Here is a 22,485-nt window from a genome sequence, read left to right as displayed (position 1 = left end):
GGTAATATTATGAAAAAATAGTAAGGGGGTCCATATGAAACTACGTGTATCAACCGTTCAATATCATCTTCATACGATTCGATCATTTGAGGAATTTGCTCAGCAAGTAGACCATTACGTGCGAGCCGCCCTAGAGTTCGAGACGGATTTCATTTTATTTCCTGAGTTTTTTACGACGCAGCTGTTATCAATAGGCAACGATAAAGGGGAGCCACTTTCCATCAATGAGCTTCCTGATTTTACAGTGCAGTACCTTGATTTATTTACAGGTTTAGCCGTTAAAACAAAGACGCATATTATCGGTGGTACCCATGTCATACGGAACAATGACAAACTCTACAATGTCGCTCACTTATTTTATCCGGATGGCACGGTTGCCACACAGGCGAAACTTCATATTACCCCAACAGAGGTAAACGAGTGGAACATGGCGGCAGGTGATGAGTTACACCTTTTTGATACAGAAAAAGGTAGAATTGCAATTTTAACGTGTTACGATATCGAGTTCCCTGAAATCGTACGAATGGCAAAAGCTCGTGGCGCAGATGTTATCTTTTGCCCATCTTGTACCGATGATCGCCACGGCTTCCATCGTGTTCGATATACAAGTCATGCCCGCGCTATTGAAAACCAGGTATATGTCGTTACCGCTTCTACTGTCGGTTCGCTCCCAACCATTGATTTTATGCGCATGAATTTTGGACAGTCCGCGATTATTGCACCAAATGACGTCCCGTTCCCACCGCGTGGAATCGTAGTTGAAGGAGAGCTCAATAACGATATGGTTGTTACGGGGGATTTAGATTTGGCACTGCTTTATCAAGTACGCGAAAAGGGCTCTGTAACAACGTGGCGTGACCGTCGTACCGATTTATACAATGACTGGGAAAGCAGTTTTATCAATGTACAGTAAACAGTTTTATGTGTTTCAAGACAGCAAGCCGATCCTTGCGACAGTCCGGAATTACACGCCTGCAGATTTTGATGCCCTTATCCGTATTCAACAGGATTGCTTCCCTCCCCCATTCCCTTCAGAGCTATGGTGGAGTGAAGAACAACTTATAAGTCATGTCACACATTTCCCGGAAGGTACACTTTGCATTGAAGTGGATGGGCAAATCGTCGGTTCCATGACGTCCTTGCTCGTTGATTTTGACCCAAACAATCCCCTACATACGTGGGAGGACATAACCGATAACGGCTATATTCGTACTCATGATCCAAATGGCGATACACTCTACATTGTTGATCTTTGTGTGCGCCCAGCTTCTCGCAATTTAGGGCTTGGCAAATGGCTCATGCTTTCGATGTATGAAATCGTCATTGAGCAAAAGCGCGTTCGTCTGCTTGGCGGCAGCCGGATGCCGAATTATCATCACCATGCCGGCCAGCTTTCACCAGAAGCGTATATTGAAGCCGTTTTGCGTGGTGAAATACACGACCAGGTCATTTCCTTTCTACTACGCTGCGGTCGCATGCCGATACAAGTTGTACCCCACTATTTAGAGGATGAAGAGTCGCATCATTATGGTGTATTAATGGAATGGCGCAATCCTTTCGTCCAAATCAAGGAGGCTTATTAATGGATTATCATCGCATTACATCGATTACCGACCCACTGTTTGCAGATATGTATGAACTATTAAAAACGGTATTTCCACCGGAGGAAGTATTAGCATTTGATTTATGGAAAGAACCGCTGGAGGATCCAAGCATTCGCGTATTTGTCGCTGTACATGAAGGTGAAGTCGTTGGGACAACAGAGTACCGCTATTATAAAGATTTAAATGTTGGCATGACCGATTTTACAATTATCGGCCGGGAAGGTATTGGCGTCGGCCGTTTCCTAGCAACAAAACGTGCAGCAGATTTACAAGCATTGGCACAGGAAAACAACAAGCAAATGGCAGGCATGTTTGCAGAAATCTATGATCCGTATCGTGTAGACGATCACGGCTTTGGTGGAGTAAAACCAATGGACCCGTTTGTACGCCGTGAAGTGTTATCACATTTAGGCTACAAACGGCTAAACTTCCCGTACGTCCACCCATCATGGCAGTTGGACGGGACAGCTGTAAGCGGACTTGATTTATGCTTTATGCCCGCTGACTACGAACAAACCGATTTAAATGCATCACTGATTGCGACATTTTTAAAGACGTACTATGCAGTATTGCCCGAGAAGCCAGATACATGGGTAGAGATGATCGAGTATCTTGATGCAAAAGAAAGTGTGGAGTTGGTGGCAATTTAACATTTTCTATTATTGTACTAATCGTGCACTACAGGTTTATCGATTTCTTACAAACAAAGCACTTCAGATTCTAAGTACAATAGAAACTGAAGTGCTTTTAAATTGTCAGAAACGCTAAATTACAGATTAAAGTGGAACTTCTTGTGGAGCTTTTTGCTGTATATATGGATTAACCGGACGTTTTAAACCAAGATTTTCACGTAATGTCGTACCAGCATACTCCGTCTTAAATAATCCCCGCCGCTGTAGTTCTGGAATTACTAGTTCTACAATGTCGTTGAAGCCTTGCGGGAAAGTTGGTGCCATTATATTAAAACCATCAGCCGCTTCATTTTCAAACCATTCCTGCAACTGATCGGCAACTTGGGTTGGCGTCCCGATAATTTCTCGATGCCCGCGAGCCCCTGCAATATTGTTGTATAATTCTCTCAAAGTTGTTAACCCTTTTGCCTCTACAATACCTTTCACAATACTCGCTCGAATATTCGGATTCGTGCCATCAATTTGCTGGCCATTAAAATCTGGAATTTGCCCTTCAAAGTCGTACTCCGATAAATCTACCCCCGTAAAACCGGATAGATAAGCCAAGCCTACTTCTGGCGTAATATAGTTATTTAATTGCTGATGTTTCGCAATTGCTTCCTCTTCTGTTGCAGCTACAACAATGAAAGCCCCTGGTAATATTTTTAGATCTTCAGAATTACGACCGTATTTTGCTAAACGGCCTTTAACATCTTTATAAAATGCTTGTGCATCTTCCAATGTTTGCCATGCAGTGAAAATAACTTCAGCTGTTTTCGCAGCTAGCTCTTTTCCTGCCTCCGAAGAGCCTGCCTGTACGATTACCGGATGGCCTTGTGGTGTGGACGGCGCATCCAGTGTTCCTTTTAGTTTAAAGAATTTCCCCTCATGATCTATTTCAGTCACTTTATTTAAGTTGTAATAATGACTACTTTCCTTATCAATTACCAATGCCTCTTCGTCTATCGAATACCATAGCTTTTTCACCACATCTACAAATTCATCGGCGCGCTCATAACGTTCTGCGTGTTGAAAGTGTGCATCACGGCCAAACAGCAATGCCTCTCGCTCATTGGCTGAAGTCACAACATTCCAGGCTGCACGACCGTTTGATAAATGATCAATTGCTGCAAACTTACGTGCTACATGAAACGGTTCATTATACGATGTTGTTAATGTTGCTGTTAAACCGATATTTTTCGTGACAGCTGCTAATGCAGAAATAATGACGACCGGATCCAGCTTCAATCCTGAGTGTGCATTTTCTAAAATCGGTTGACCAAATACATCTGCAAAAAATAAATTATCAAACTTGCCGCGCTCCGCAACTTGCGCGATTTCTGTTAAATAGGCTAAATCTGTTACTTTACGCACTTCGGTTTCGGGATGTCTCCAGCTCGCAACATGGTGACCCGGCAGATTAATAAACGCACCTAAACTTAATTGTCTTTTTGTCATTTTAATATTCTCCTTTTACGTTGAATTTAGTTAAAAGCTTTATTTGCCATATGGATTGTATTCATTTGTGAATAGATTCTCTAACTTCACTTGACCTTTTTTTAAATCACCATTCTCCACTAACCAGTCGATCCAGATTTGGAATTCCTTTTCTGCAATTTGTCCACCTTCTTCAGCAATCCCTGTGCTCTGCCAGTATTTTAAATTTTCTGTCGTTTCATTACCTTCACGTGCAGAAACAATTTCCTCAAACTTTGCAACGACTTCTTCACGGGGCGTTGTTCTAGCCCATTCAATTGCTTTCGAAACTCCTTCTACAAATGTTTTAACTGTGTCCGGATTTTCTTCAATATACTTTTCAGTAAAAAAGAATTCACCTGCTGTAAATTGACCAAATAAATCGGTATCTTTAAATACCGGATAAATGACACCATTATCTAAAGCACGTTCTTTCCCAATACCACTAAGTGCTACAACATCGATTTGACCAGCCCGTAAAATTTGTTCTGCACTCGCGCCCGGTACAACGACTAATTGAACTTCTTGAATTTCATCTTCTGTTAAACCGCCATCACGTAAAAATTGTTTTACTGCAAACTCAGAGTGCGCCCCTAATGTGTTCATTCCGATTTTCTTGCCGATTAAGTCTTTCGCTGTTTTAATGCCACTGTCGTCCAATGTATAATAGCCAATAAATGTATTTTCATCACTACCGTAAGAGCCTACAACCGATTTAATCTTTACACCTTGTGCATAAGATTTAATAATGGCACCGTTAAATGCTGAACCGAAATCTATTTCGCCTGTTGCTGTTAGTTGAATACTTTCTGGACCGCCGACCATATCACTTACTTTTTCCAGCTCTATATCCCCCAGATAACCAAGGGCCTCTGCTAATTCAGGGAATATTACATTTCCAGGAGTGCTTTGATATTGTATAACTCGATCTTGACCATTTGCGCTTGCTGTACTACGTGAATCATTATTTGAGCACGCTGTTAAAGCTCCCAGACTTACACTTAATACGACTAATAACAACCACATCTTTTTCATGCTAAGATTCCCCTTTTCTTGTTTAAAAACAATATACATGACTAAACAAATTAAATTAGTAGGTTTTAATTAAAAATAAAATACTTACTGTTTCCATCGCGAGAAGTAGCGCTCTGCACCGGAAAGGCCATAGTTAATCAATAAGCCTAATAATGCAATAGTAATAATGCCCGCATACATTTCAGCAATCAGGAAATTGTATTGCGAATACGTAATAAAATAACCTAACCCCGCTTTTGCACCAATCATCTCAGCAGCAATTAATACTAAAATCGCACCCGTCCCTGCCATACGAATACCAGTAAAAATTGTCGGTACCGATGCAGGTAAAATAACTTTGTAAAACAATTTAAACGAAGAAATATTCATTGAACGTGCTGATTTAATTAATAACGGATCCACACTTTTTACAGCAGAAATAGTATTTAATAAAACGGGCCAAGTACATGCATATAAGACAATTGATATTTTAGAAACTTCACCAATTCCTAACAGTAAAATAAATACTGGTAACAGCGCTAATGCTGCTGTGTTACGGAATAGCTCCAAGATTGGTGTTAGTAACTCTCTTGCTAACGGATACCATCCAATTAGCAGACCTAATGGTATCGCTACGACTAATGCTAAAGCAAAGCCAAAAAGTGAACGTAAAATACTCGCCTCAAAATGTCTCCATATTTCCCCTGTTATAAGTAGGTCCCACCATGCATGAATAACCTCGGAAAATGGCGGCAGAAACGTCCTATCGACAAAACCTAACTGTGGGGCAAGCTCCCAGAATAATACAAACAAAATAAGTACGATTGATTTCTTAAAGACTTTCAACATGATTGAAAGTGATTTACCGGAAGTCCTAGGTCGTTTACTCGTTTCTTCGATTTGCGTCGGTTTATTTAATGTTACCATCTAAAAACCCCCTTCTTAAATGTGTGCGCCTTGTTATTCCGGTTCATGCAGTAAACTCCATACCTCATGCCTCGCTTTTACGAATGCTTGGTTTGATTTAATATCAGCGTCAGCTAAACGATTGTTCAGTGGAATATCTATAATCTTTTTGACAGTACCTGGATTGGCTGAAAGAACAACAACCCGTTCTCCTAAGTACACTGCCTCATCAATTCCATGTGTAATAAAAATAATTGTCTTACCTGTCTTCTTCCAAATGCGCAATAATTCCGTTTGTAATGTTTCACGAGTTTGTGCATCTAATGCGGCAAATGGTTCATCCATTAATAATACATCTGGATTGAATGCTAAACTCCGCGCAATTGCTACGCGCTGCTTCATTCCCCCTGATAATTCATGCGGATAGCGATCAGAATAGTTTTTCAAGCCTACTAAGTCCAAATAATAATCGGTTCTCTCTTGCCACTCCTTTTTCGGAATTCCTTTCGCTTCTAAACCAAATTCAATGTTGCCGCGTGCTGTTTTCCATGGAAATAATGCATATTGTTGAAAGACAATTCCACGATCCAGCCCTGGTCCGCTTATTTCACGACCATCAATAAGAATCCTGCCTTTTGTCGGATTCGTTAAACCTGTCAGCAAATCGAGTAATGTAGATTTCCCACATCCACTCGGCCCTACTAAAGTAATGAATTCACCCTCCTTTACTGAGAAGTCAATACCTTGAATAGCGGTAAATTCACGTTGAGCCCCTTTTTTGTTTTCATCTCGGACTAAGAAGTTTTTGGAGACTTGTTCAAATTTGATTTTTTCCATTGTTCACACTCCCATTTCATACAATTCCAATTAAAATAGTATGTTTATTGTAAAAAATTTTTTATATGAATCGTCCACTCACAATTAGTAAATCCCCCTTTCAGTTAAAACAAAAGGCTCCCTTATCAATTAGATAAGGGAGCCTCTAGTATATCTAGTGAGCTTGCTAAGCCATATATTGAAATTAATAATAAATAAAACTAATTTAAATGTCAACTAGTTTTATTGGAATTATCAGATTTTTTTACGCTATGCTTGGAGTCCATTAATTATAATCCAGTCTGATTTTTTCTATCCATCAACTTAATGTATTCGTCCAAATAGACCTTTTCTGCATTTGAAGCTCTATCCACTGTATTCATAGCGCGGTGCCATAATGGATAAATAGGTTCCAGTGCTGTTAAGTTATTAATTTGTGAGATATCTTCGTTTGTTAATTTTAAATTATAGGATGCAATATTCTCATGCAATTGTTCTTTAGTTCTTGCAGACAAGATAATTGAATCAACATTTGGTCGATCACGTAACCATGCAAGAACAACTTGCGCTACTGTCGCTTTATGTTTAGACGCAACATCTTGCAATAAATCGATTAGATTATAAAACAAATCCGGATTTTTAATATATGTTTCCGGCCAGCCATTCTCTTGTCTTGTACCTGGTTCGAACATTTTGTTTCTTGTAAATTTACCAGTAAGCAGCCCCTCACCAAGTGGCGATCTAATACTATTAGCAATGCCCAATTCTTTACCGGCCGGCAAAATTTCGTACTCTGCTTCACGAGATTCCGGTGTGTAATAGATTTGTTGTGCAATTGGCGGTATCATATTATTTTCTACTGCCCATGTATGTGTCTTCGCAAGTGCCCAGCCGTTGTAATCGGATACTCCCCAATGACGAATTTTCCCTTTTTTAATTAAATCATTCATCTCTTGGACCGTTTCACTAACCGCTACTTGGCCGTCCCAACAATGTACATAATAGAGATCAATATAGTCTGTACCTAGTCTTTTTAATAGCGCATCTATCGATGAATCAACGTTGATTAAAGCTCCCGTATCGGTTGGTTTATCGATCAGCTGAAATCCTTTTTTACTGCTGATGATCATATCCTGGCGTTTATCTCTTATCGCTTTGCCAAAAATAACTTCCGCATCACCTTTTGCGTACATATTTGCTGTATCAAAATGGTTGATGCCTTGATCCAGTGCGTAATCCACCATATAATTTGCGGTTGTCTGATCCATTGCACCCGCTTCCTCAAGACCATTTGTACTGAACATCACGGTACCCAAAGCATATTTAGAAACTTTCAAATCTGAATTGCCAAATAAATTATAATCCATCATGATCCCTCCTATGCATTGTGTTTTCCCATGTTCCCTATTAAATAAAACATTCTACGACCTTTTCACGAGATATTGCACAATCATGTTATAGAATGGGTGCGTTAAAAAGCGCCTTCAATATCTTTTTAAGTCTATTTAGGAACCTTTGTATTACCGCTAAAATCCTTTACGTTATTTGATTGTGTCAAAAAATAGTTGGTTAATTTAAAAATTCGGGTAAGAAAAAATAGGTAACTTGTTGCACAGGGGTATTGGAGCGAGTGAGCTTCCCTTTTGCTATTAAATCCAATTATTGAAAGGAGTGTTTGAATTGAGTAAAAAGAAAGAAATCAAAAAGTTAAAAGATCATGCATTTGCTGATCTTTGTTTAATCGAAAAAGAATTTCAGCAAATTGTAAAAAATACTTCGAATAAATCAGGTGCTTTTAAATGGGTGGAGCTATTGAGTGATTATGAGTTGGAAGAATTTTATGGACGCCGTAGGGACCGAAAATATGCAACACTCACAGTAGAGTTGTATTCATTAACTGAACAACTGCTAAAAGACATTTATAAAGTTTACTTTAATCATAAATATAAAAATAAGTCCGACATTAATATAATTCTCGATCTAGAGAGGAAATTGGGTGATTACTTAACTTTTAAAAATAATACTAAATTATTGGCGAACCTCAGAAGTTGTATTGTTCATGAAGAATTTTCTTTAAAGTCTGCAAGAAAAAAAATAAATATCAAAAAGAAAAATAGAATTTTATTTAAACAATTGATGAAAGATGTTGATCTGTATATAGAAAATATAGAATTGAAATAAAATGTCGTGCCCCTTATTTATAAATACATTTTTTCTCCGGAACTAATTAATATATCCGCTACTAATTACAGTCCGTTAAAATAAAATAGGTCAGCCATGAAATTGGTCGACCTATTTCATGGGAGTATTCATTAAAACAAAAAAACTTTAATTATAACAATTGGAGGCTGATTGCAACGATAAACTCCCACACGATAAAGCAATAGACAATGAAAAAGATGACTCCAGCAACATGCCAAAGTCATCTAATCGCTGCCTTAACAACTTCCACTATTCATCATCACACATGGTCAACTAATAGTCTGTTTGAATTCGACAGGTTATGATAATTTGTATGTTTAAATCATGGGTATGTTATCAATTTCCACGGTTTTTATGTGAAGTTCACATTGTAAGTACATAGTAAATAACATAGAGCCAACCGAACAAACCATGTATTATCGCCCACACTACAGATTTATTAACGCTCCATGAAATAATGATAGCAAGCACCATACCAAAACTTACACCACCAATTTCAATCTTCACAACCGCCCCATCCTCTCTGCTGTCTTGTCAATCAACACATTGCGCTTACATAATACTTAATTTCGCGCATGTATAATTTATCTGCATCATCTTCCCATTCATAGCATCCTTCTTTATCCCCATAGCGAATAGAACAATGTTTTTTAGATCATCGTCTAATTCTTTATATAATCCTTCAATGGCATCAATGGTTTTCTTTAAATGTTGGTACCGTTTATCTTCTGATATAACATTATTGCTTTTCTTTCCGTTGGATTAAAATGTTATTAATTTTACCTCCGCCAATATTGCCATCTGCTTCATGGTATGGATATATCAATACCAATTCACGAAAGTGTAGAATACGTTTACTTTTCGTTATGATAAATCCAAATTTCTTCGATGGTTTTATTTTGCCCTGGTGACAGTTTATTCATTTTGCCCTCTACTAATGAGGATTATAGTTGTGCAATTGCATCTCTAATCTTGTCATTAGAATCATACTCCGATTTTAAAAACGATTCCAAGCTCTCGACGCTTTCTTTTTTATTAACATTTCATTCTTCAAGTGCTTTTCCAACTGCCATTCCTTTTGCAATTGTTTCTTTTTTCGGTTTTGTATTTCAGTAGATACTGTAACGTCAAAAACACCTTTTTTCTTAATCAAAACAAAAAACCTCCAATTATTATAATTGAAGGTTTTTTTGCAACAATTTTTTGGTGAATTTTTAACGGTTAGAATCCCGCTAGTTATACCCACACTAGTCAAATCGTTTATACTATTGAGTTTTCTCAAAATTACTTTACGTCCCAGGAGGGATTCGAACCCCCGACCGACGGCTTAGAAGGCCGTTGCTCTATCCTGCTGAGCTACTGAGACAATTTCTTTAATCCAATTGGTAATAAAGACAATTTTTATTATATGGTATATTATATTTAAAGTCAACAAACAAATTCAATAAAATTATTATTTAACTAAAATAATTTTTTGTTCTCTCAATTCTGCATAAAAAAAGTGAAGTCCTCATTAACTCAAGGCTTCACTTTGATAATTAACGCTCATAAAATAATTCATCGATCAAATTATTATTATCGTCATAACATTGTAATGTAAAATGTGTGGAAGTTATTGTTAGGGTAACAAATGACTTTTCTTCTATTCGACGGGGCTTTAGTAAGCTGCCCGGATTGATAAATAAAATGTCGTCAATATATTCTGCACCAAGTACATGTGAATGACCAAAACATACGATTTGTGCGCTGACTTCCTTTGCGCGGTAAATCAGTTTCATTGGAGAGTTTTTCACATCGTATAAATGCCCGTGTGTCACATACACACGATCTCCATTTATCTGAAACAGCATCTCCTCTAAATAGTTATGGTCATGATCACAGTTCCCTTTCACACGCTCTACTCCTTGCAGAGCAGGATGTGCATACGGTAATTCACTATCACCACAATGGATCACTTTATGCGCATCTGGATGGTAGCCCTTTACACGTTCAATGATTTCCTCGTCACCATGTGTATCACTCATAATCAATAGCTTCATTCGTATCCACATCCTTTACATTTCTATACTTAGTGTGACAGCATTGAAACGAAAATTCAATCGTTATTAAACAAATTTTTACAATTTCCAACAATTCTCGCAATTGCTATTTCAGAAATTCTGCTAACTGTAATGCCAGTTTACGAATAGCATTGCCTCGGTGTGAAATGGCACCTTTTTCTTCTGCAGAAAGCTCAGCCATATGTTTTTCCAAAGCAGGCACATAGAAAATCGGATCATAGCCGAATCCGTTAGTCCCTTTCTTTTCATGTGCAATCATACCTTCACAAGTGCCGAATACTGTTTTCGTTTCCATATTCGGTCCTGCAATTGCCAATGCACAGCAGAAACGGGCTGTACGCTGTTCTTCCGGTACATCCTTCATGTTTTCCAGCACTTTCACAATATTCGCTTCATCGTCATGATCGCCGGCATAACGTGCTGAATACACTCCAGGTTCACCGTTTAATGCATCGATCGCTAAACCACTGTCATCCGCAATCACGATTTGGCCAAGCATGTTTGCTAATGTTTTCGCTTTTAAAATTGCATTTTCTTCAAAAGTCTTACCTGTCTCTTCTATTTCCACATCCGGAGCAACGTCAAACATTGTGACAACTTCATAGCCGAATGGTCCGAATAGTGCTTCAAAGTCTTTCGCTTTTCCTTTATTCTTTGTGGCGATTACTACTTGTTTCATTATGCTTCCACCTTTCCGATCAAGTTTGCGATTTCACCTAGTGCTGTTTTTTGCATTTCGATTAGCTGGGCAATTCCCGATTCTCCTAAATCAAGTAATTCATTCAGTTCTGAACGGCTGAATGTCGCTTCTTCACCTGTACCTTGTAATTCCACAAATTCGCCGGCACCTGTCATAATAACATTCATATCGACTTGTGCAGATGAATCTTCCACATAATTTAAATCCAAAACTGCGCCAATGTTTTCTAATTTTCCCACACTAGTTGCAGCTAAATAATCTGTTACAGGGAATTTTACGAATGGCTTGTCTACACCTAGTTTTGCAATTGCCTGTGTCATCGCTACAAATGCTCCTGTAATCGATGCCGTACGCGTTCCGCCATCTGCCTGGATCACGTCACAGTCAATCCATACCGTTTTTTCACCTAGCGCTTCTAAATCAACGACAGCACGTAATGCTCGGCCGATTAAGCGTTGAATTTCCATCGTGCGGCCACTTACCTTCCCTGCAGAGCTTTCACGGCGTGTGCGTTGCTCTGTAGCGCGTGGTAGCATGGAATATTCAGCCGTAATCCAACCTTTACCTTGTCCACGTAAAAAACCAGGTACTTTTTCTTCAATTGTTGCAGTACAAATCACCTTTGTATTTCCAACTGTTATTAATACCGAGCCTTCCGGATGCATTAAATAATTATTATCAATTTGAACTGGACGTAATTCATTCACAGCTCGTAAGTCATGTCTAGTCATTCGTGACCTCCTCAATTTGTTCGCGCACTTATCTTATCACAATTTAAGGAGGGTCTAAAGCAGAAAAGCAAGACATAGAAGGAAAAAGCTCAAATTAGACAAAATGCCTAATTTGAGCTATCAACTATTTTTCGAATGTAATTTTACGTATATCCAATTCACCTTTTTCCAGCCAACGTTCTGCTATGGAACGGAAAATCGGCACGGAACCAGATGCATGCAGAATATGCTGCGGTGGTTCTTCATCTGTTCGTAATTGTCCTGTATAGCTTAAAATCGCTTCGACATCTTTAGCCGTTTCTTCGGCAGATGACAGGACGTGAACATGTGAGCCTACTGCTGCCTCAATTTGCTTTTGTAAAATAGGATAATGTGTACAGCCTAAAATGACTGTATCAAATCGCTCATCTTCAAGCGGCTTTAATCCTTTTGCAACGAGGTCATACGAAAATTGGCCTTCGTATTCACCACTTTCAACGAGTGGCACAAATGTCGGACAGGCAAGTGGAATTATTTTCGCTTTTGTCGATAATGATTTCACCGCTTCTTCATATGCGCCGCTTTTGATCGTGCCTTCTGTCGCTAATACGACAACTTCATTGCGCTTTGTCTTTTTTATGGCCGCTCGTGCCCCTGCATTAATAACTCCTAAAACCGGAAATGGCATATGTTTTTGCAGACTTTCCAATGCAACGGCAGTCGCAGTATTACATGCAATGACAAGCATCTTCACATTCATCTTTTCGAGTGCTTTTGCCATCTCCCATGTAAAATTGCGGACTTCTTTCTTTGTGCGTGGCCCGTAAGGACATCGCGCCGTATCACCTATATAATATATTGTTTCATTCGGCAAAAGCTCCATAATCGCCTTTGCCACTGTTAATCCGCCAACTCCGGAATCGATAACACCAATTGGGGCATTCACTTGTACCGCCTCTATCCTATTTCATTAATAAATGTAGTTTTTGCAATGTTCTTGATAATTGTTCAAACTCTTCTGCGTTAAATTCCTGTGTAATATCCCGCAAATAATTTTGACGCTTAAAAATTACTTCCTGTATAATTCTTTCGCCTTCAGGTAAAAGATGAATCCGTACAACACGTCGATCATTTTCGTCACGTACACGCTGTACCAATTCATTTTTCTCCATCCGGTCCACTAAATCTGTCGTTGTCGAAAACGCTAAATACATTTTCGTAGACAAGTCACCGATCGTCATATCACCCGATTCATGCAACCATTGCAATGCAATAAATTGCGGAGGTGTAATCGTATAATTGCTTAAAATTTCTCGACCTTTTTGTTTGATTAAGTGTGAAATATATCTTAGTTCTTTTTCCAGGATTGCTACAGATTCAGAGCTATGTGTGCTGTGATCTTTCATCTACTCCATTCACTCCTCGATGCGTTTCATAGTTCTATTTTGAAGTTTTTTTTATAAAATAGCAAGCATCGAATCAGTATATCGACAATTCCTGAAGTCTTAATAGCTCAAGAATTGCTTGCGTACGACTTGATACACCCAGCTTTTGAATCGTATTGGAAATATGATTACGAACGGTTTTTTCACTAATGCCTAGCTTAGTTGATATTTCCCGTGTTGAATAGTCCTTTATTAATAGCTCAAAAATCTCGCGTTCTCTTTTTGTTAACAGCGAACGATGCTGCGGACGATTCATTTTGCAACACCCTCCTATCCTCTTCTTTGTACATTATGTCGAAAATACAAAGCAGGTGAGGGCATTTAACTATTTCCCAAGCAATAATTTTTTTTGCTCTTCCAGTAACGGGACACCTTTCCCCGTGTCACTGCTCAATTGTACAAGCGTTCCGCGTCCTGTATAGCATGCTTCATCTTTTTCATTTTTCACCAAATAATGCAAATCCATGGAAGAAGTGCCGATCGACGCCGTTTTGACAAATACTGTCAATTCTTCATCGAAGAACACTTCTTTTAAATAATCACACTGAATATCTGCCACAACGAGCATATTTCCCGTATCCGATCCTGCTGTAAAATCAAATCCTAATGCTTTAAAATATTCGATACGTGCATACTCGAAATAGGCAAATACTTTTGTATTATTTACATGCCCATACATATCTGTTTCCGAAAATCGTACCTTTACCTTTGTCGAAAACGAAAATCCTGCCATCCATTCTGTTGCATCCTGAATATATGTAGCTCGCATAAAAATTCCCCCTTTGTTTGATTACATCATCATCCCCTGATAATGAATACTCATTCATTATAGCATAATTTGTAAGAAATCAAAAAGCGATCCTAAACAAAAAGACCCCCACCTAGGTGAGGGTCAATTATATTCATTCGATTAGTCAACCATGTGGTCAGAACCGAAGAAGTTTTTGAACATTTGAACTGTTGTTTCACGGTTAAGTGCAGCGATAGATGTTGTCAAAGGAATACCTTTTGGACAAGCAGCTACACAGTTTTGAGAGTTACCACAGTTTGCAAGACCACCGTCGCCCATGATAGCATTTAAACGCTCGTCTTTATTCATTGCACCAGTTGGGTGTGTGTTGAATAAACGTACTTGTGATAAAGCAAATGGACCGATGAATGATGCTGATTCAGAAACGTTTGGACATGCTTCCATACATACACCACAAGTCATACATTTTGATAATTCATAAGCCCATTGACGTTTGCGCTCCGGCATACGTGGACCTTCACCTAAATCATAAGTACCATCGATTGGTACCCATGCTTTAACTTTCTTAAGTGCGTTAAACATGCGCTCACGGTCTACTTGTAAGTCACGGATAACCGGGAAAGTTTTCATTGGCTCTAAACGAATTGGTTGAGTTAACTTGTCTACTAATGCTGAACAAGATTGTTGCGGACGTCCATTGATTACCATTGAACATGCACCACAAACTTCTTCCAGACAGTTCATATCCCATGCTACTGGAGTCGTTTTTTGACCATCAGCAGTAACAGGATTTTTTTGAATATGCATTAGAGCAGAGATAACGTTCATACCAGGACGGTAAGGAACTTCAAACTTCTCAACGCGTGTAGCACCATTCTCATTGTCTTGACGAACGATTTCTAACTTAACTGTTCTATCAGTATTTACTGTTTCCACTGTTTAGTTCCCCCTTCTACGCTGAGTAGTCGCGTTTACGTGGTGGAATTAACGAAACGTCTACTTCGGCATAAGTAATAATTGGTTCGCCCGTTGCCGGATCGAACTTCGCCATAGTTGTTTTTAAGAAGTTCTCATCATCACGTTCTGGGAATTCTGGCTTAAAGTGAGCGCCACGAGATTCGTCACGTAATAATGCACCCTTCGTCATAACTTTAGCTAAATATAACATGTTCTTTAACTGACGAGTGAAGTGGGCACCTTGATTCGACCATTTTTGCGTATCGTTAATGTTGATGTTTTCCCAACGCTCTTGAAGCTCAGTTAATTTCGCATAAGTTTCTTCTAATTTTGCGTTTACGCGTACAACAGTCATGTTGTCAGTCATCCACTCACCAAGCTCTTTGTGTAGCAAGTAAGCGTTTTCCGTACCATCCATTTTCAGGATAGCTTCCCATTTCTCTGTTTCTTCCTGTACGCGACGCGTGTAGATTTCTTCAGGTAGATCTTCCGCATGCTTTTGAAGTCCTTTAATGTACTTAACAGCATTTGGACCTGCAACCATACCACCGTAAATCGCTGATAATAATGAGTTCGCACCTAAACGGTTTGCACCATGTTGTGAGTAGTCACATTCACCTGCAGCGAATAAACCAGGAATTTCAGTCATTTGGTCATAGTCAACCCATAATCCGCCCATTGAATAGTGTACCGCAGGGAAGATTTTCATCGGTAATTTACGTGGGTCATCACCTACGAATTTCTCGTAGATTTCGATAATACCACCTAATTTAATATCTAATTCATGAGGATCTTTATGGGATAAGTCTAAGTATACCATGTTTTCCCCGTTAATACCCAACTTTTGGTTTACGCACACGTCAAAAATTTCACGTGTTGCGATATCACGTGGTACTAAGTTACCGTAAGCAGGATATTTCTCTTCTAGGAAGTACCAAGGCTTACCGTCTTTATACGTCCATACACGTCCACCTTCACCACGAGCAGATTCAGACATTAGACGGTTTTTGTCGTCTCCAGGAATCGCTGTTGGGTGAATTTGAATCATTTCACCGTTTGAATATGTTGCACCTTGTTGGTAAACAATCGATGCTGCAGAACCAGTGTTGATTACTGAGTTTGTTGTTTTACCGAAGATAATCCCAGGACCACCTGTTGCCATAATTACAGCATCAGAACGGAATGAGCGAATTTCTTCTGAACGTAAATCTTGTGCTACGATACCGCGGCAAACGCCTTCGTCATCAAGCACCGCACCAAGGAATTCCCAGTGCTCATACTTCGTAACTAAACCAGCTACTTCGTGTGCACGAACTTGCTCATCTAGTGCATATAATAATTGTTGACCCGTTGTCGCACCAGCGAATGCTGTACGGTGCATTAATGTACCACCGAAACGACGGAAGTCAAGTAAACCTTCTGGCGTACGGTTGAACATTACTCCCATACGGTCCATTAAGTGGATGATACCAGGAGCGGCATCAGCCATTGCTTTAACTGGTGGTTGGTTCGCTAAGAAGTCTCCACCATATACTGTATCGTCAAAGTGGATCCATGGAGAATCCCCTTCACCTTTTGTATTAACTGCTCCGTTAATTCCGCCTTGTGCACATACAGAGTGTGAACGTTTAACTGGAACTAACGAGAATAAATCAACTTCAGTACCAACTTCAGCTGCTTTAATCGTAGCCATTAAGCCAGCAAGACCGCCACCAACGACGATAACTTTACTTTTTGCCATGATTATTTCTCACTCCTCATTAATTGCTAAAAACTCTTACTCATATTCCATTCCTTCTAGGATCTTAACTATGTAGTAGTGATCAAGTTAAGGGATTAGACGAATGCTAAGATAGCTGCAACACCAACGATTGCTAATACTACGAAAATTAACAACGTAACATAAGTTGCGATTCGTTGAGATTTGTTAGATTGCGTAATACCCCAGCTTACTAAGAACGACCATAAACCGTTCGCTAAGTGGAATGCTGCTGAAACGATACCTAAGATGTAGAATACTAACATTAATGGATTGTCAACGATTTCAACCATCATATTAAATTCAACTTCAGCACCTAATGCTTTTTGGATACGTGTTTGGAAAATATGCCACGCAATGAAGACTACAAGGAAAATACCTGTGAAACGTTGCAATGCAAACATCCAGTTACGGAATGTGCTGAAACGTCCAGTATTGTATGTTGCAGTGAAAGCAATATACACTCCATAGAATCCGTGGAACATTAATGGAATATAGATAATGATCCATTCCATCGCTAACAATAACGAGTGTGGAAGTAATTCCATAACACCTGTTGCGTTATTGTAAGTTTCTTCACCGCCAACTGCAGTGAAGTTCAGAAATAAGTGGAACACCAAGAACAACCCGACAGGAACTACACCTAATAACGAGTGTAAGCGGCGCCATAAAAATTCACGATCTTTCGACAAAACTGTTACCCCCCTTAGTACTTGAAATACACATGCGCAACGCCTCAAAATTGTAAAAGTTGGGATGTTGACTGCGCATTTCATCATGGTACAATATTATGACATGTCCATTGTACTCTCAACAGATACTAGCGTCAAGGCAACGCAGGATATTTTATAATCATTTTAAAGACGGTTTTACGCTGTTTTAAGAACCGTTTTTTCTGCTTATAACTCATTTCTTCATGAAAGAATGAAAATTATAAGAAAATTTATGAAAGAGGTTTTTTATATGGAAGGGTACAAAATGAAAACGATTCCAACTTTTGGCTACGAAATCATTCGTGACCATCTTCTTCCTTCTATTCTAGGTAAGCATGAAGAAGATGTTTTATATTGGGCAGGTAAAGAAATTGCAAGAAAGTTCCCATTATTTTCAATGGATGAACTCCCTTCCTTTTTTATGGAAGCTGGCTGGGGTCAGTTAGTTCTGGAAAAAGAAACGAAGGACGAACTTCATTACATACTTTTGACAACAGAGGAAGTGCCACTCAATATTGTACAACGTTGCTTCCGTCTTGAAGCTGGCTTTTTAGCAGAGCAGAAACAAAAGCAGCTAGGCTATTTGACGGAATGCTATGAAGAAAAAGATAATGACAAACATGTCGTAAAATTTACGTTAAAATGGGATTTAAAAGAGAAAATTTAGCCTTCAACTTATAATAAACAACTATTGCTGAAGCAGCAAATTTACTCAATAAAAAGCTGGAAATAAGCTACTACAGCTCATTTCCAGCTATTACTTTAAGAAGCGGTTACTTCTTTCATCGCCAAATTGAATTCCTCATGCAACACATTCGCAGCACGAACCATTTCTTCCTGTGGTACAACGACAGACACTTTAATTTCCGAAGTGCTGACCATTTTTACAGGAATATGTTCGCGACCTAAGCGTGCAAACATGCGAGCCGCAACCCCCGGATTGGATGCCATCGCAGAACCGATAATAGATACTTTCGCTAAACCTACTTCAAAATCTGCAAAACTAAACCCAAGTGACAATTTACTAGTTTCCAGTACCCGTAAAGCTTCCGCAAACTCATCTTTGGAAATTGTAAAGGAAATGGTCGGCTTCACGCCATCAATGACTGCTTGAACAATAATGTCCACATTGATATCATTTTCTGCTAAAACACTAAACACTTCTGCCAATGACGCGGTTTCATAAGAATCATAGCCGATCGTCAAACGAATAATATCCGATTCGTAAGCTACCCCGCGTACAAGTAAGTTTTTCTCCATGTCTACATCCCCTTTAATAAAAGTGCCTTCCACGTCCTGTACGAAAGAGCGTACAATGAGCGGTATATTGTATTTTTTGGCAAGTTCAACCGCGCGTGGGTGCAAAATTTTAGCCCCTAAATTTGCAAATTCCAACATCTCATCATAAGAAACTTCCGGTAGTTTCCTAGATCCTTTTACAATTTCTGGGTCTGCCGTGAAAATCCCTTCAACTGATGAAAAAATCTCGACACGCTCTGCTTCGAGGGCAACCGCAAGTGCAACTGCTGAAGTTTCAGAACCCCCTTTGCCGAATGTTGAAATATTGTCTGTCCCCGTAACTCCTTGAAAACCTGCTACTACGACGATTTCACCTAATGCCAAATGTTCCTGAATTCGTTTACTATCCACATGATCGATTCGTGCGTTGCCATGTTTTTGATTAGTATGGATACCTGTTTGCCATCCAGCAAGTGACACAGCTTTACCTCCATGCTCCTGAATTGCCATTGCAAGCATTGCACTAGTTATTTGTGTTGCTGATGAGGCCAGTGCATCCATTTCCCGTTTCGACGGCTCATCGGTAATTTCAGCAGCATATTGTCTCAATTCTCGTCGTATAGCGGGTATTGAAGAAACGACAACGACTAAGTTTATGCCACGTCCTTGCTCTTTTATCACTTTTTTGGCTACCTGTACGATTTTTTCCGGTGTAGTCAATGCCGGACCGCCAAACTTTACTACAACTGTCTCCATTCTTTTCCCTCCTTAAATTGTAAACAAAAAGACGACTTCCCATATTCATGGAAAGCCGCCGTCAATACAAATAATAATTATAAGTTTTTCAGGATAGCCCTCCAGAACATAAAGCTCTGACAGTTTTACATCTCTTAAATGCAAAACCAGCAAACTGCGCGAACAATACGCACTTCACTTCGGCAGGGTCCCCTTTCGATTGCTGTCAATGGAATTGTTCTTCCTCGAGCAATTTACTGTTGAATACTGCGCCTCTATCTTAGTAAATATTGAATTGTCTTATATATTAGCACACCATTATTCTTTATTCAATGGTGCTTCATGAAAATGCCGATATATGACATCCGCCAGCTTTGCCGGCACACCGGACTCCTGCAGCTGCAATTCGCTTGCCTCGCGGATTTTTTTTACTGATCCAAAATACTTCATGAGTTGCTGCTTCCGCTTCGGACCTACACCTTCAATCCCATCAAGAACTGAAGTGATGGCATTCGTCTGATGTTGCTGACGTAAAAACGTAATCGCAAATCGGTGTACCTCATCTTGAATGCGCTGCAATAAATAGAAACCGTCACTTGTTCGCTTTAATGGGACAACTTCCGGAGGCGTACCAAATAATAGCTGGGACGTATTGTGCTTTTCGTCTTTAGCCAATCCTGCTATCGGAATGACTAACCCAAGCTCGTCTTCAATGACTTCACGTGCGACTTCCATTTGTCCTTTTCCTCCGTCGATAAGAATCAGATCAGGCAATGGCAGATTTTCCCGCAGTACACGTGTGTAACGACGTCGAATAACTTCCTGCATCGCACCATAGTCATCATGTTTGGCCGCTTCCCTTGTTTTATATTTCCGGTATTCCTTTTTCGCAGGCTTCCCGTCTATAAAAACAACCATCGCCGAAACCGGATCCGCACCGTGCATATGACTGTTATCAAACGCCTCTATTCTAAGCGGCAATGGAATTTGCATCGCTTCAGCAAGTGCTTCACAAGCCCCGACTGTCCGCTCTTCTTGACGTTCAATCAATTGGAACTTCTCATGAATGGCGATTTCAGCGTTTTTCATTGCTAGATCAACAAGCTCTTTTTTGGAACCGCGCTTCGGTGTCAGCACCTTCACATCCAGCAGTTTTTGTAAAATTGTTTCGTCAATCGACTTTGGCACAAAAATTTCCTTTGGCAATAAATGATGCGGCTGTTCGTAAAAACGGCCGACGAATGTTAAAAATTCCTCTTCCGGCTCATTATAAATCGGGAAAATCGAGACATCCCGCTCAATGAGTTTGCCTTGACGCACGAAAAACACCTGGACACACATCCAGCCTTTTTCTACTGCATAGCCAAATACATCCCGGTTGCTCAAATCATCCGTGACGATTTTTTGCTTTTCCATAATTTGATCGATATGAGCAATCAAATCCCGGAATTCCTTTGCCCGCTCAAACTCCAGATTTTCGGCAGCATCCATCATTTTTTGCTGAAGGTCTTGTTGTATTTCTTCAACGCCCCCGTTTAAAAACTTCGAAATCTCATCAATCATTTCGTCATACACTTGTTTTTCAATATCTTTTACACACGGTGCCAAACATTGACCTAAGTGATAGTACAGACAGACCTGGTTAGGCAGATGTGTACATTTACGAAGCGGATACAATCGGTCCAGTAATTTCCGCGTTTCGTTTGCCGCATAGGCATTCGGATACGGACCGAAATATTTTGCTTTATCCTTCTTCACTTTTCTTGTCGTAATAATACGTGGGTATCGTTCATTCGTTATTTTTATATAAGGATACGTTTTATCATCCGTTAGTTTCACATTATATTTCGGATCATGAAGCTTAATTAGATTCAGCTCCAGTATAAGAGCTTCCAAATCACTTGAAGTCACAATATACTCGAAGTCTTCAATCTCACTAACTAGTCTCGCAGTTTTACCGTCATGACTTCCCGTAAAGTAAGAACGCACTCGATTTTTCAATACTTTAGCCTTACCAACGTAAATAATCGTGCCTTGACGGTCTTTCATAATATAGCAACCTGATTCATTCGGTAGTATTTCTAGTTTTGCTTTAATGATTGCATTCATATTCTCACCTGTCTAATATGTCCTTTCCTATAGTTTAACTGATTAAGGTATAAGAAAAAAGCCGTACACCTTGTATGGCATACGGCTTTCAACATATCAATTATTCCTTGGTCATATGAGTGGCCAGAGGTTTAATTATTTGTTGTCGTTAATGAAATCAATTAACGCTTCTTTTGGCATGAAGCCAGCAGTTTTTGCTTTTACTTCACCATCTACGAATAATAGTAATGAAGGAATTGACATGATTTGGTATTCTGCAGCAGTAACTTGGTTGTTATCAACATCCACTTTCACGATTTTAACATCGTTACCGATTTCTGTATCTAATTCTTCAAGAACTGGAGCGATCATTTTACATGGTCCGCACCAAGTAGCCCAAAAGTCTACTAAAACTGTGCCGTTTGAAATTTCTTGTGGGAAAGTTTGATCTGTCGCGTGTACAATTGCCATATTAAATAGCCTCCTTAAATAACATATGGTTGTAGTATAGCATGTTTTCCCAATTAAACAGTAGTAAAATGCTTGGGAATATAAATACACCTCAAATTTAGCGGTTGTATCTGATGCCGTATAGATACTTATTAGCATTTTTTGAGGTTTTAAGAATACTTATATCCT

Annotated in this window: 25 protein-coding genes, 1 tRNA gene and 1 riboswitch; of the genes, 5 read left to right on the top strand and 21 right to left on the bottom strand. The window is 39.4% G+C overall.

All coding sequences use genetic code 11. From position 1 onward, the window contains the following. Positions 1-34: 34 nt before the first annotated feature. From ACQKN3_RS00990 to ACQKN3_RS00980, 3 genes are read left to right on the top strand one after another with little or no spacing between them, the layout of a single operon-like run. The gene (locus ACQKN3_RS00990; protein WP_251686576.1) at positions 35-913 is read left to right on the top strand and encodes a carbon-nitrogen hydrolase family protein; all 879 of its coding nucleotides are present in this window, start codon (positions 35-37) and stop codon (positions 911-913) included. Beyond that, entirely contained in the window at positions 903-1,583 is a 681-nt protein-coding gene (locus ACQKN3_RS00985; protein WP_427708762.1) for a GNAT family N-acetyltransferase, read from the top strand. The genes ACQKN3_RS00990 and ACQKN3_RS00985 overlap by 11 nt, the downstream gene beginning before the upstream one ends. Continuing rightward, complete coding sequence (locus ACQKN3_RS00980; protein ID WP_427708760.1) at positions 1,583-2,254, top strand: GNAT family N-acetyltransferase; 672 nt, start codon at positions 1,583-1,585, stop codon at positions 2,252-2,254. Before ACQKN3_RS00985 ends, ACQKN3_RS00980 begins: the two co-directional genes overlap by 1 nt. A gap of 126 nt (positions 2,255-2,380) precedes the next feature. Here the strand turns inward: ACQKN3_RS00980 and ACQKN3_RS00975 are convergent, their stop codons facing one another. From ACQKN3_RS00975 to ACQKN3_RS00955, 5 genes are all read right to left on the bottom strand, one after another. Then, complete coding sequence (locus ACQKN3_RS00975; RefSeq protein WP_427708758.1) at positions 2,381-3,733, bottom strand: LLM class flavin-dependent oxidoreductase; 1,353 nt, start codon at positions 3,731-3,733, stop codon at positions 2,381-2,383. 39 nt (positions 3,734-3,772) lie between these two features. Beyond that, entirely contained in the window at positions 3,773-4,786 is a 1,014-nt protein-coding gene (locus ACQKN3_RS00970; RefSeq protein WP_427708756.1) for an ABC transporter substrate-binding protein, read from the bottom strand. Positions 4,787-4,870: 84 nt separating this feature from the next. Beyond that, positions 4,871-5,692: an ABC transporter permease gene (locus ACQKN3_RS00965; protein WP_427708754.1), complete on the bottom strand. Its 822-nt coding sequence runs from the start codon at positions 5,690-5,692 to the stop codon at positions 4,871-4,873. Between the two features lie 33 nt (positions 5,693-5,725). Then, complete coding sequence (locus tag ACQKN3_RS00960; protein ID WP_427708752.1) at positions 5,726-6,508, bottom strand: ABC transporter ATP-binding protein; 783 nt, start codon at positions 6,506-6,508, stop codon at positions 5,726-5,728. Between the two features lie 269 nt (positions 6,509-6,777). Further along, entirely contained in the window at positions 6,778-7,854 is a 1,077-nt protein-coding gene (locus ACQKN3_RS00955) for an aldo/keto reductase (RefSeq protein ID WP_251686570.1), read from the bottom strand. Positions 7,855-8,167: 313 nt separating this feature from the next. Between ACQKN3_RS00955 and ACQKN3_RS00950 the strand changes: the two genes are divergently transcribed. Continuing rightward, positions 8,168-8,668 (top strand): nucleoside-diphosphate sugar epimerase, encoded by a 501-nt coding sequence (locus tag ACQKN3_RS00950; protein ID WP_427708749.1) that lies wholly within the window; start codon positions 8,168-8,170, stop codon positions 8,666-8,668. 384 nt (positions 8,669-9,052) lie between these two features. On the opposite strand, the gene ACQKN3_RS00945 is transcribed toward ACQKN3_RS00950, so the two are convergent. The 13 genes from ACQKN3_RS00945 to ACQKN3_RS00885 form a co-directional block, all read right to left on the bottom strand. Then, positions 9,053-9,196: a hypothetical protein gene (locus tag ACQKN3_RS00945; protein WP_251690054.1), complete on the bottom strand. Its 144-nt coding sequence runs from the start codon at positions 9,194-9,196 to the stop codon at positions 9,053-9,055. A gap of 490 nt (positions 9,197-9,686) precedes the next feature. Next, complete coding sequence (locus ACQKN3_RS00940) at positions 9,687-9,842, bottom strand: hypothetical protein (RefSeq protein ID WP_427708747.1); 156 nt, start codon at positions 9,840-9,842, stop codon at positions 9,687-9,689. A gap of 139 nt (positions 9,843-9,981) precedes the next feature. Continuing rightward, positions 9,982-10,055 (bottom strand) — tRNA-Arg (locus ACQKN3_RS00935). 172 nt (positions 10,056-10,227) lie between these two features. Continuing rightward, positions 10,228-10,728 (bottom strand): metallophosphoesterase family protein, encoded by a 501-nt coding sequence (locus ACQKN3_RS00930; protein WP_427708745.1) that lies wholly within the window; start codon positions 10,726-10,728, stop codon positions 10,228-10,230. Positions 10,729-10,834: 106 nt separating this feature from the next. Then, complete coding sequence (locus ACQKN3_RS00925; RefSeq protein WP_427708743.1) at positions 10,835-11,428, bottom strand: XTP/dITP diphosphatase; 594 nt, start codon at positions 11,426-11,428, stop codon at positions 10,835-10,837. Beyond that, positions 11,428-12,180 carry a ribonuclease PH gene (gene rph, locus ACQKN3_RS00920; protein WP_427708741.1) on the bottom strand — a complete coding sequence of 251 codons (753 nt, stop codon included), beginning with the start codon at positions 12,178-12,180 and terminating at the stop codon, positions 11,428-11,430. The genes ACQKN3_RS00925 and rph overlap by 1 nt, the downstream gene beginning before the upstream one ends. Before the next feature lie 124 nt (positions 12,181-12,304). Beyond that, entirely contained in the window at positions 12,305-13,105 is an 801-nt protein-coding gene (gene racE, locus ACQKN3_RS00915; RefSeq protein WP_251686564.1) for a glutamate racemase, read from the bottom strand. 16 nt (positions 13,106-13,121) lie between these two features. Beyond that, complete coding sequence (locus ACQKN3_RS00910) at positions 13,122-13,565, bottom strand: MarR family winged helix-turn-helix transcriptional regulator (RefSeq protein ID WP_079528245.1); 444 nt, start codon at positions 13,563-13,565, stop codon at positions 13,122-13,124. Positions 13,566-13,638: 73 nt separating this feature from the next. Further along, entirely contained in the window at positions 13,639-13,860 is a 222-nt protein-coding gene (locus tag ACQKN3_RS00905; protein ID WP_008405041.1) for a helix-turn-helix domain-containing protein, read from the bottom strand. A 69-nt stretch (positions 13,861-13,929) separates the two neighbouring features. Continuing rightward, complete coding sequence (locus ACQKN3_RS00900) at positions 13,930-14,373, bottom strand: acyl-CoA thioesterase (RefSeq protein ID WP_251686563.1); 444 nt, start codon at positions 14,371-14,373, stop codon at positions 13,930-13,932. Positions 14,374-14,514: 141 nt separating this feature from the next. Beyond that, complete coding sequence (sdhB, locus tag ACQKN3_RS00895; RefSeq protein WP_251686562.1) at positions 14,515-15,291, bottom strand: succinate dehydrogenase iron-sulfur subunit; 777 nt, start codon at positions 15,289-15,291, stop codon at positions 14,515-14,517. Positions 15,292-15,307: 16 nt separating this feature from the next. Next, entirely contained in the window at positions 15,308-17,053 is a 1,746-nt protein-coding gene (gene sdhA / locus ACQKN3_RS00890) for a succinate dehydrogenase flavoprotein subunit (RefSeq protein WP_251686561.1), read from the bottom strand. 95 nt (positions 17,054-17,148) lie between these two features. After that, on the bottom strand, positions 17,149-17,763 hold the full coding sequence (locus tag ACQKN3_RS00885; RefSeq protein ID WP_079528254.1) for a succinate dehydrogenase cytochrome b558 subunit: 615 nt from the start codon (positions 17,761-17,763) through the stop codon (positions 17,149-17,151). 271 nt (positions 17,764-18,034) lie between these two features. On the opposite strand from ACQKN3_RS00885, the gene ACQKN3_RS00880 reads away from it, so the two are divergent. After that, positions 18,035-18,451, top strand: a complete 417-nt coding sequence (locus tag ACQKN3_RS00880) for a YslB family protein (protein WP_251686560.1) — start codon at positions 18,035-18,037, stop codon at positions 18,449-18,451. Between the two features lie 95 nt (positions 18,452-18,546). On the opposite strand, the gene ACQKN3_RS00875 is transcribed toward ACQKN3_RS00880, so the two are convergent. From ACQKN3_RS00875 to trxA, 3 genes are all read right to left on the bottom strand, one after another. Beyond that, the gene (locus tag ACQKN3_RS00875) at positions 18,547-19,779 is read right to left on the bottom strand and encodes an aspartate kinase (RefSeq protein ID WP_427708736.1); all 1,233 of its coding nucleotides are present in this window, start codon (positions 19,777-19,779) and stop codon (positions 18,547-18,549) included. A gap of 86 nt (positions 19,780-19,865) precedes the next feature. Next, a riboswitch (Lysine riboswitch) is annotated at positions 19,866-20,044 on the bottom strand. Positions 20,045-20,076: 32 nt separating this feature from the next. Continuing rightward, positions 20,077-21,867 carry an excinuclease ABC subunit UvrC gene (gene uvrC / locus ACQKN3_RS00870; protein ID WP_427708734.1) on the bottom strand — a complete coding sequence of 597 codons (1,791 nt, stop codon included), beginning with the start codon at positions 21,865-21,867 and terminating at the stop codon, positions 20,077-20,079. A gap of 135 nt (positions 21,868-22,002) precedes the next feature. After that, complete coding sequence (gene trxA / locus ACQKN3_RS00865; RefSeq protein WP_079528262.1) at positions 22,003-22,317, bottom strand: thioredoxin; 315 nt, start codon at positions 22,315-22,317, stop codon at positions 22,003-22,005. Positions 22,318-22,485: the final 168 nt, after the last annotated feature.

The sequence above is a fragment of the Solibacillus sp. NPDC093137 genome (assembly GCF_050280445.1).
In the GTDB taxonomy this organism is placed as follows: Bacteria; Bacillota; Bacilli; order Bacillales_A; family Planococcaceae; genus Solibacillus; species Solibacillus isronensis_B.
The sequence above is the reverse complement of the archived record's forward strand: the minus strand, read 5'-3'. Positions and strand labels throughout refer to the sequence as shown.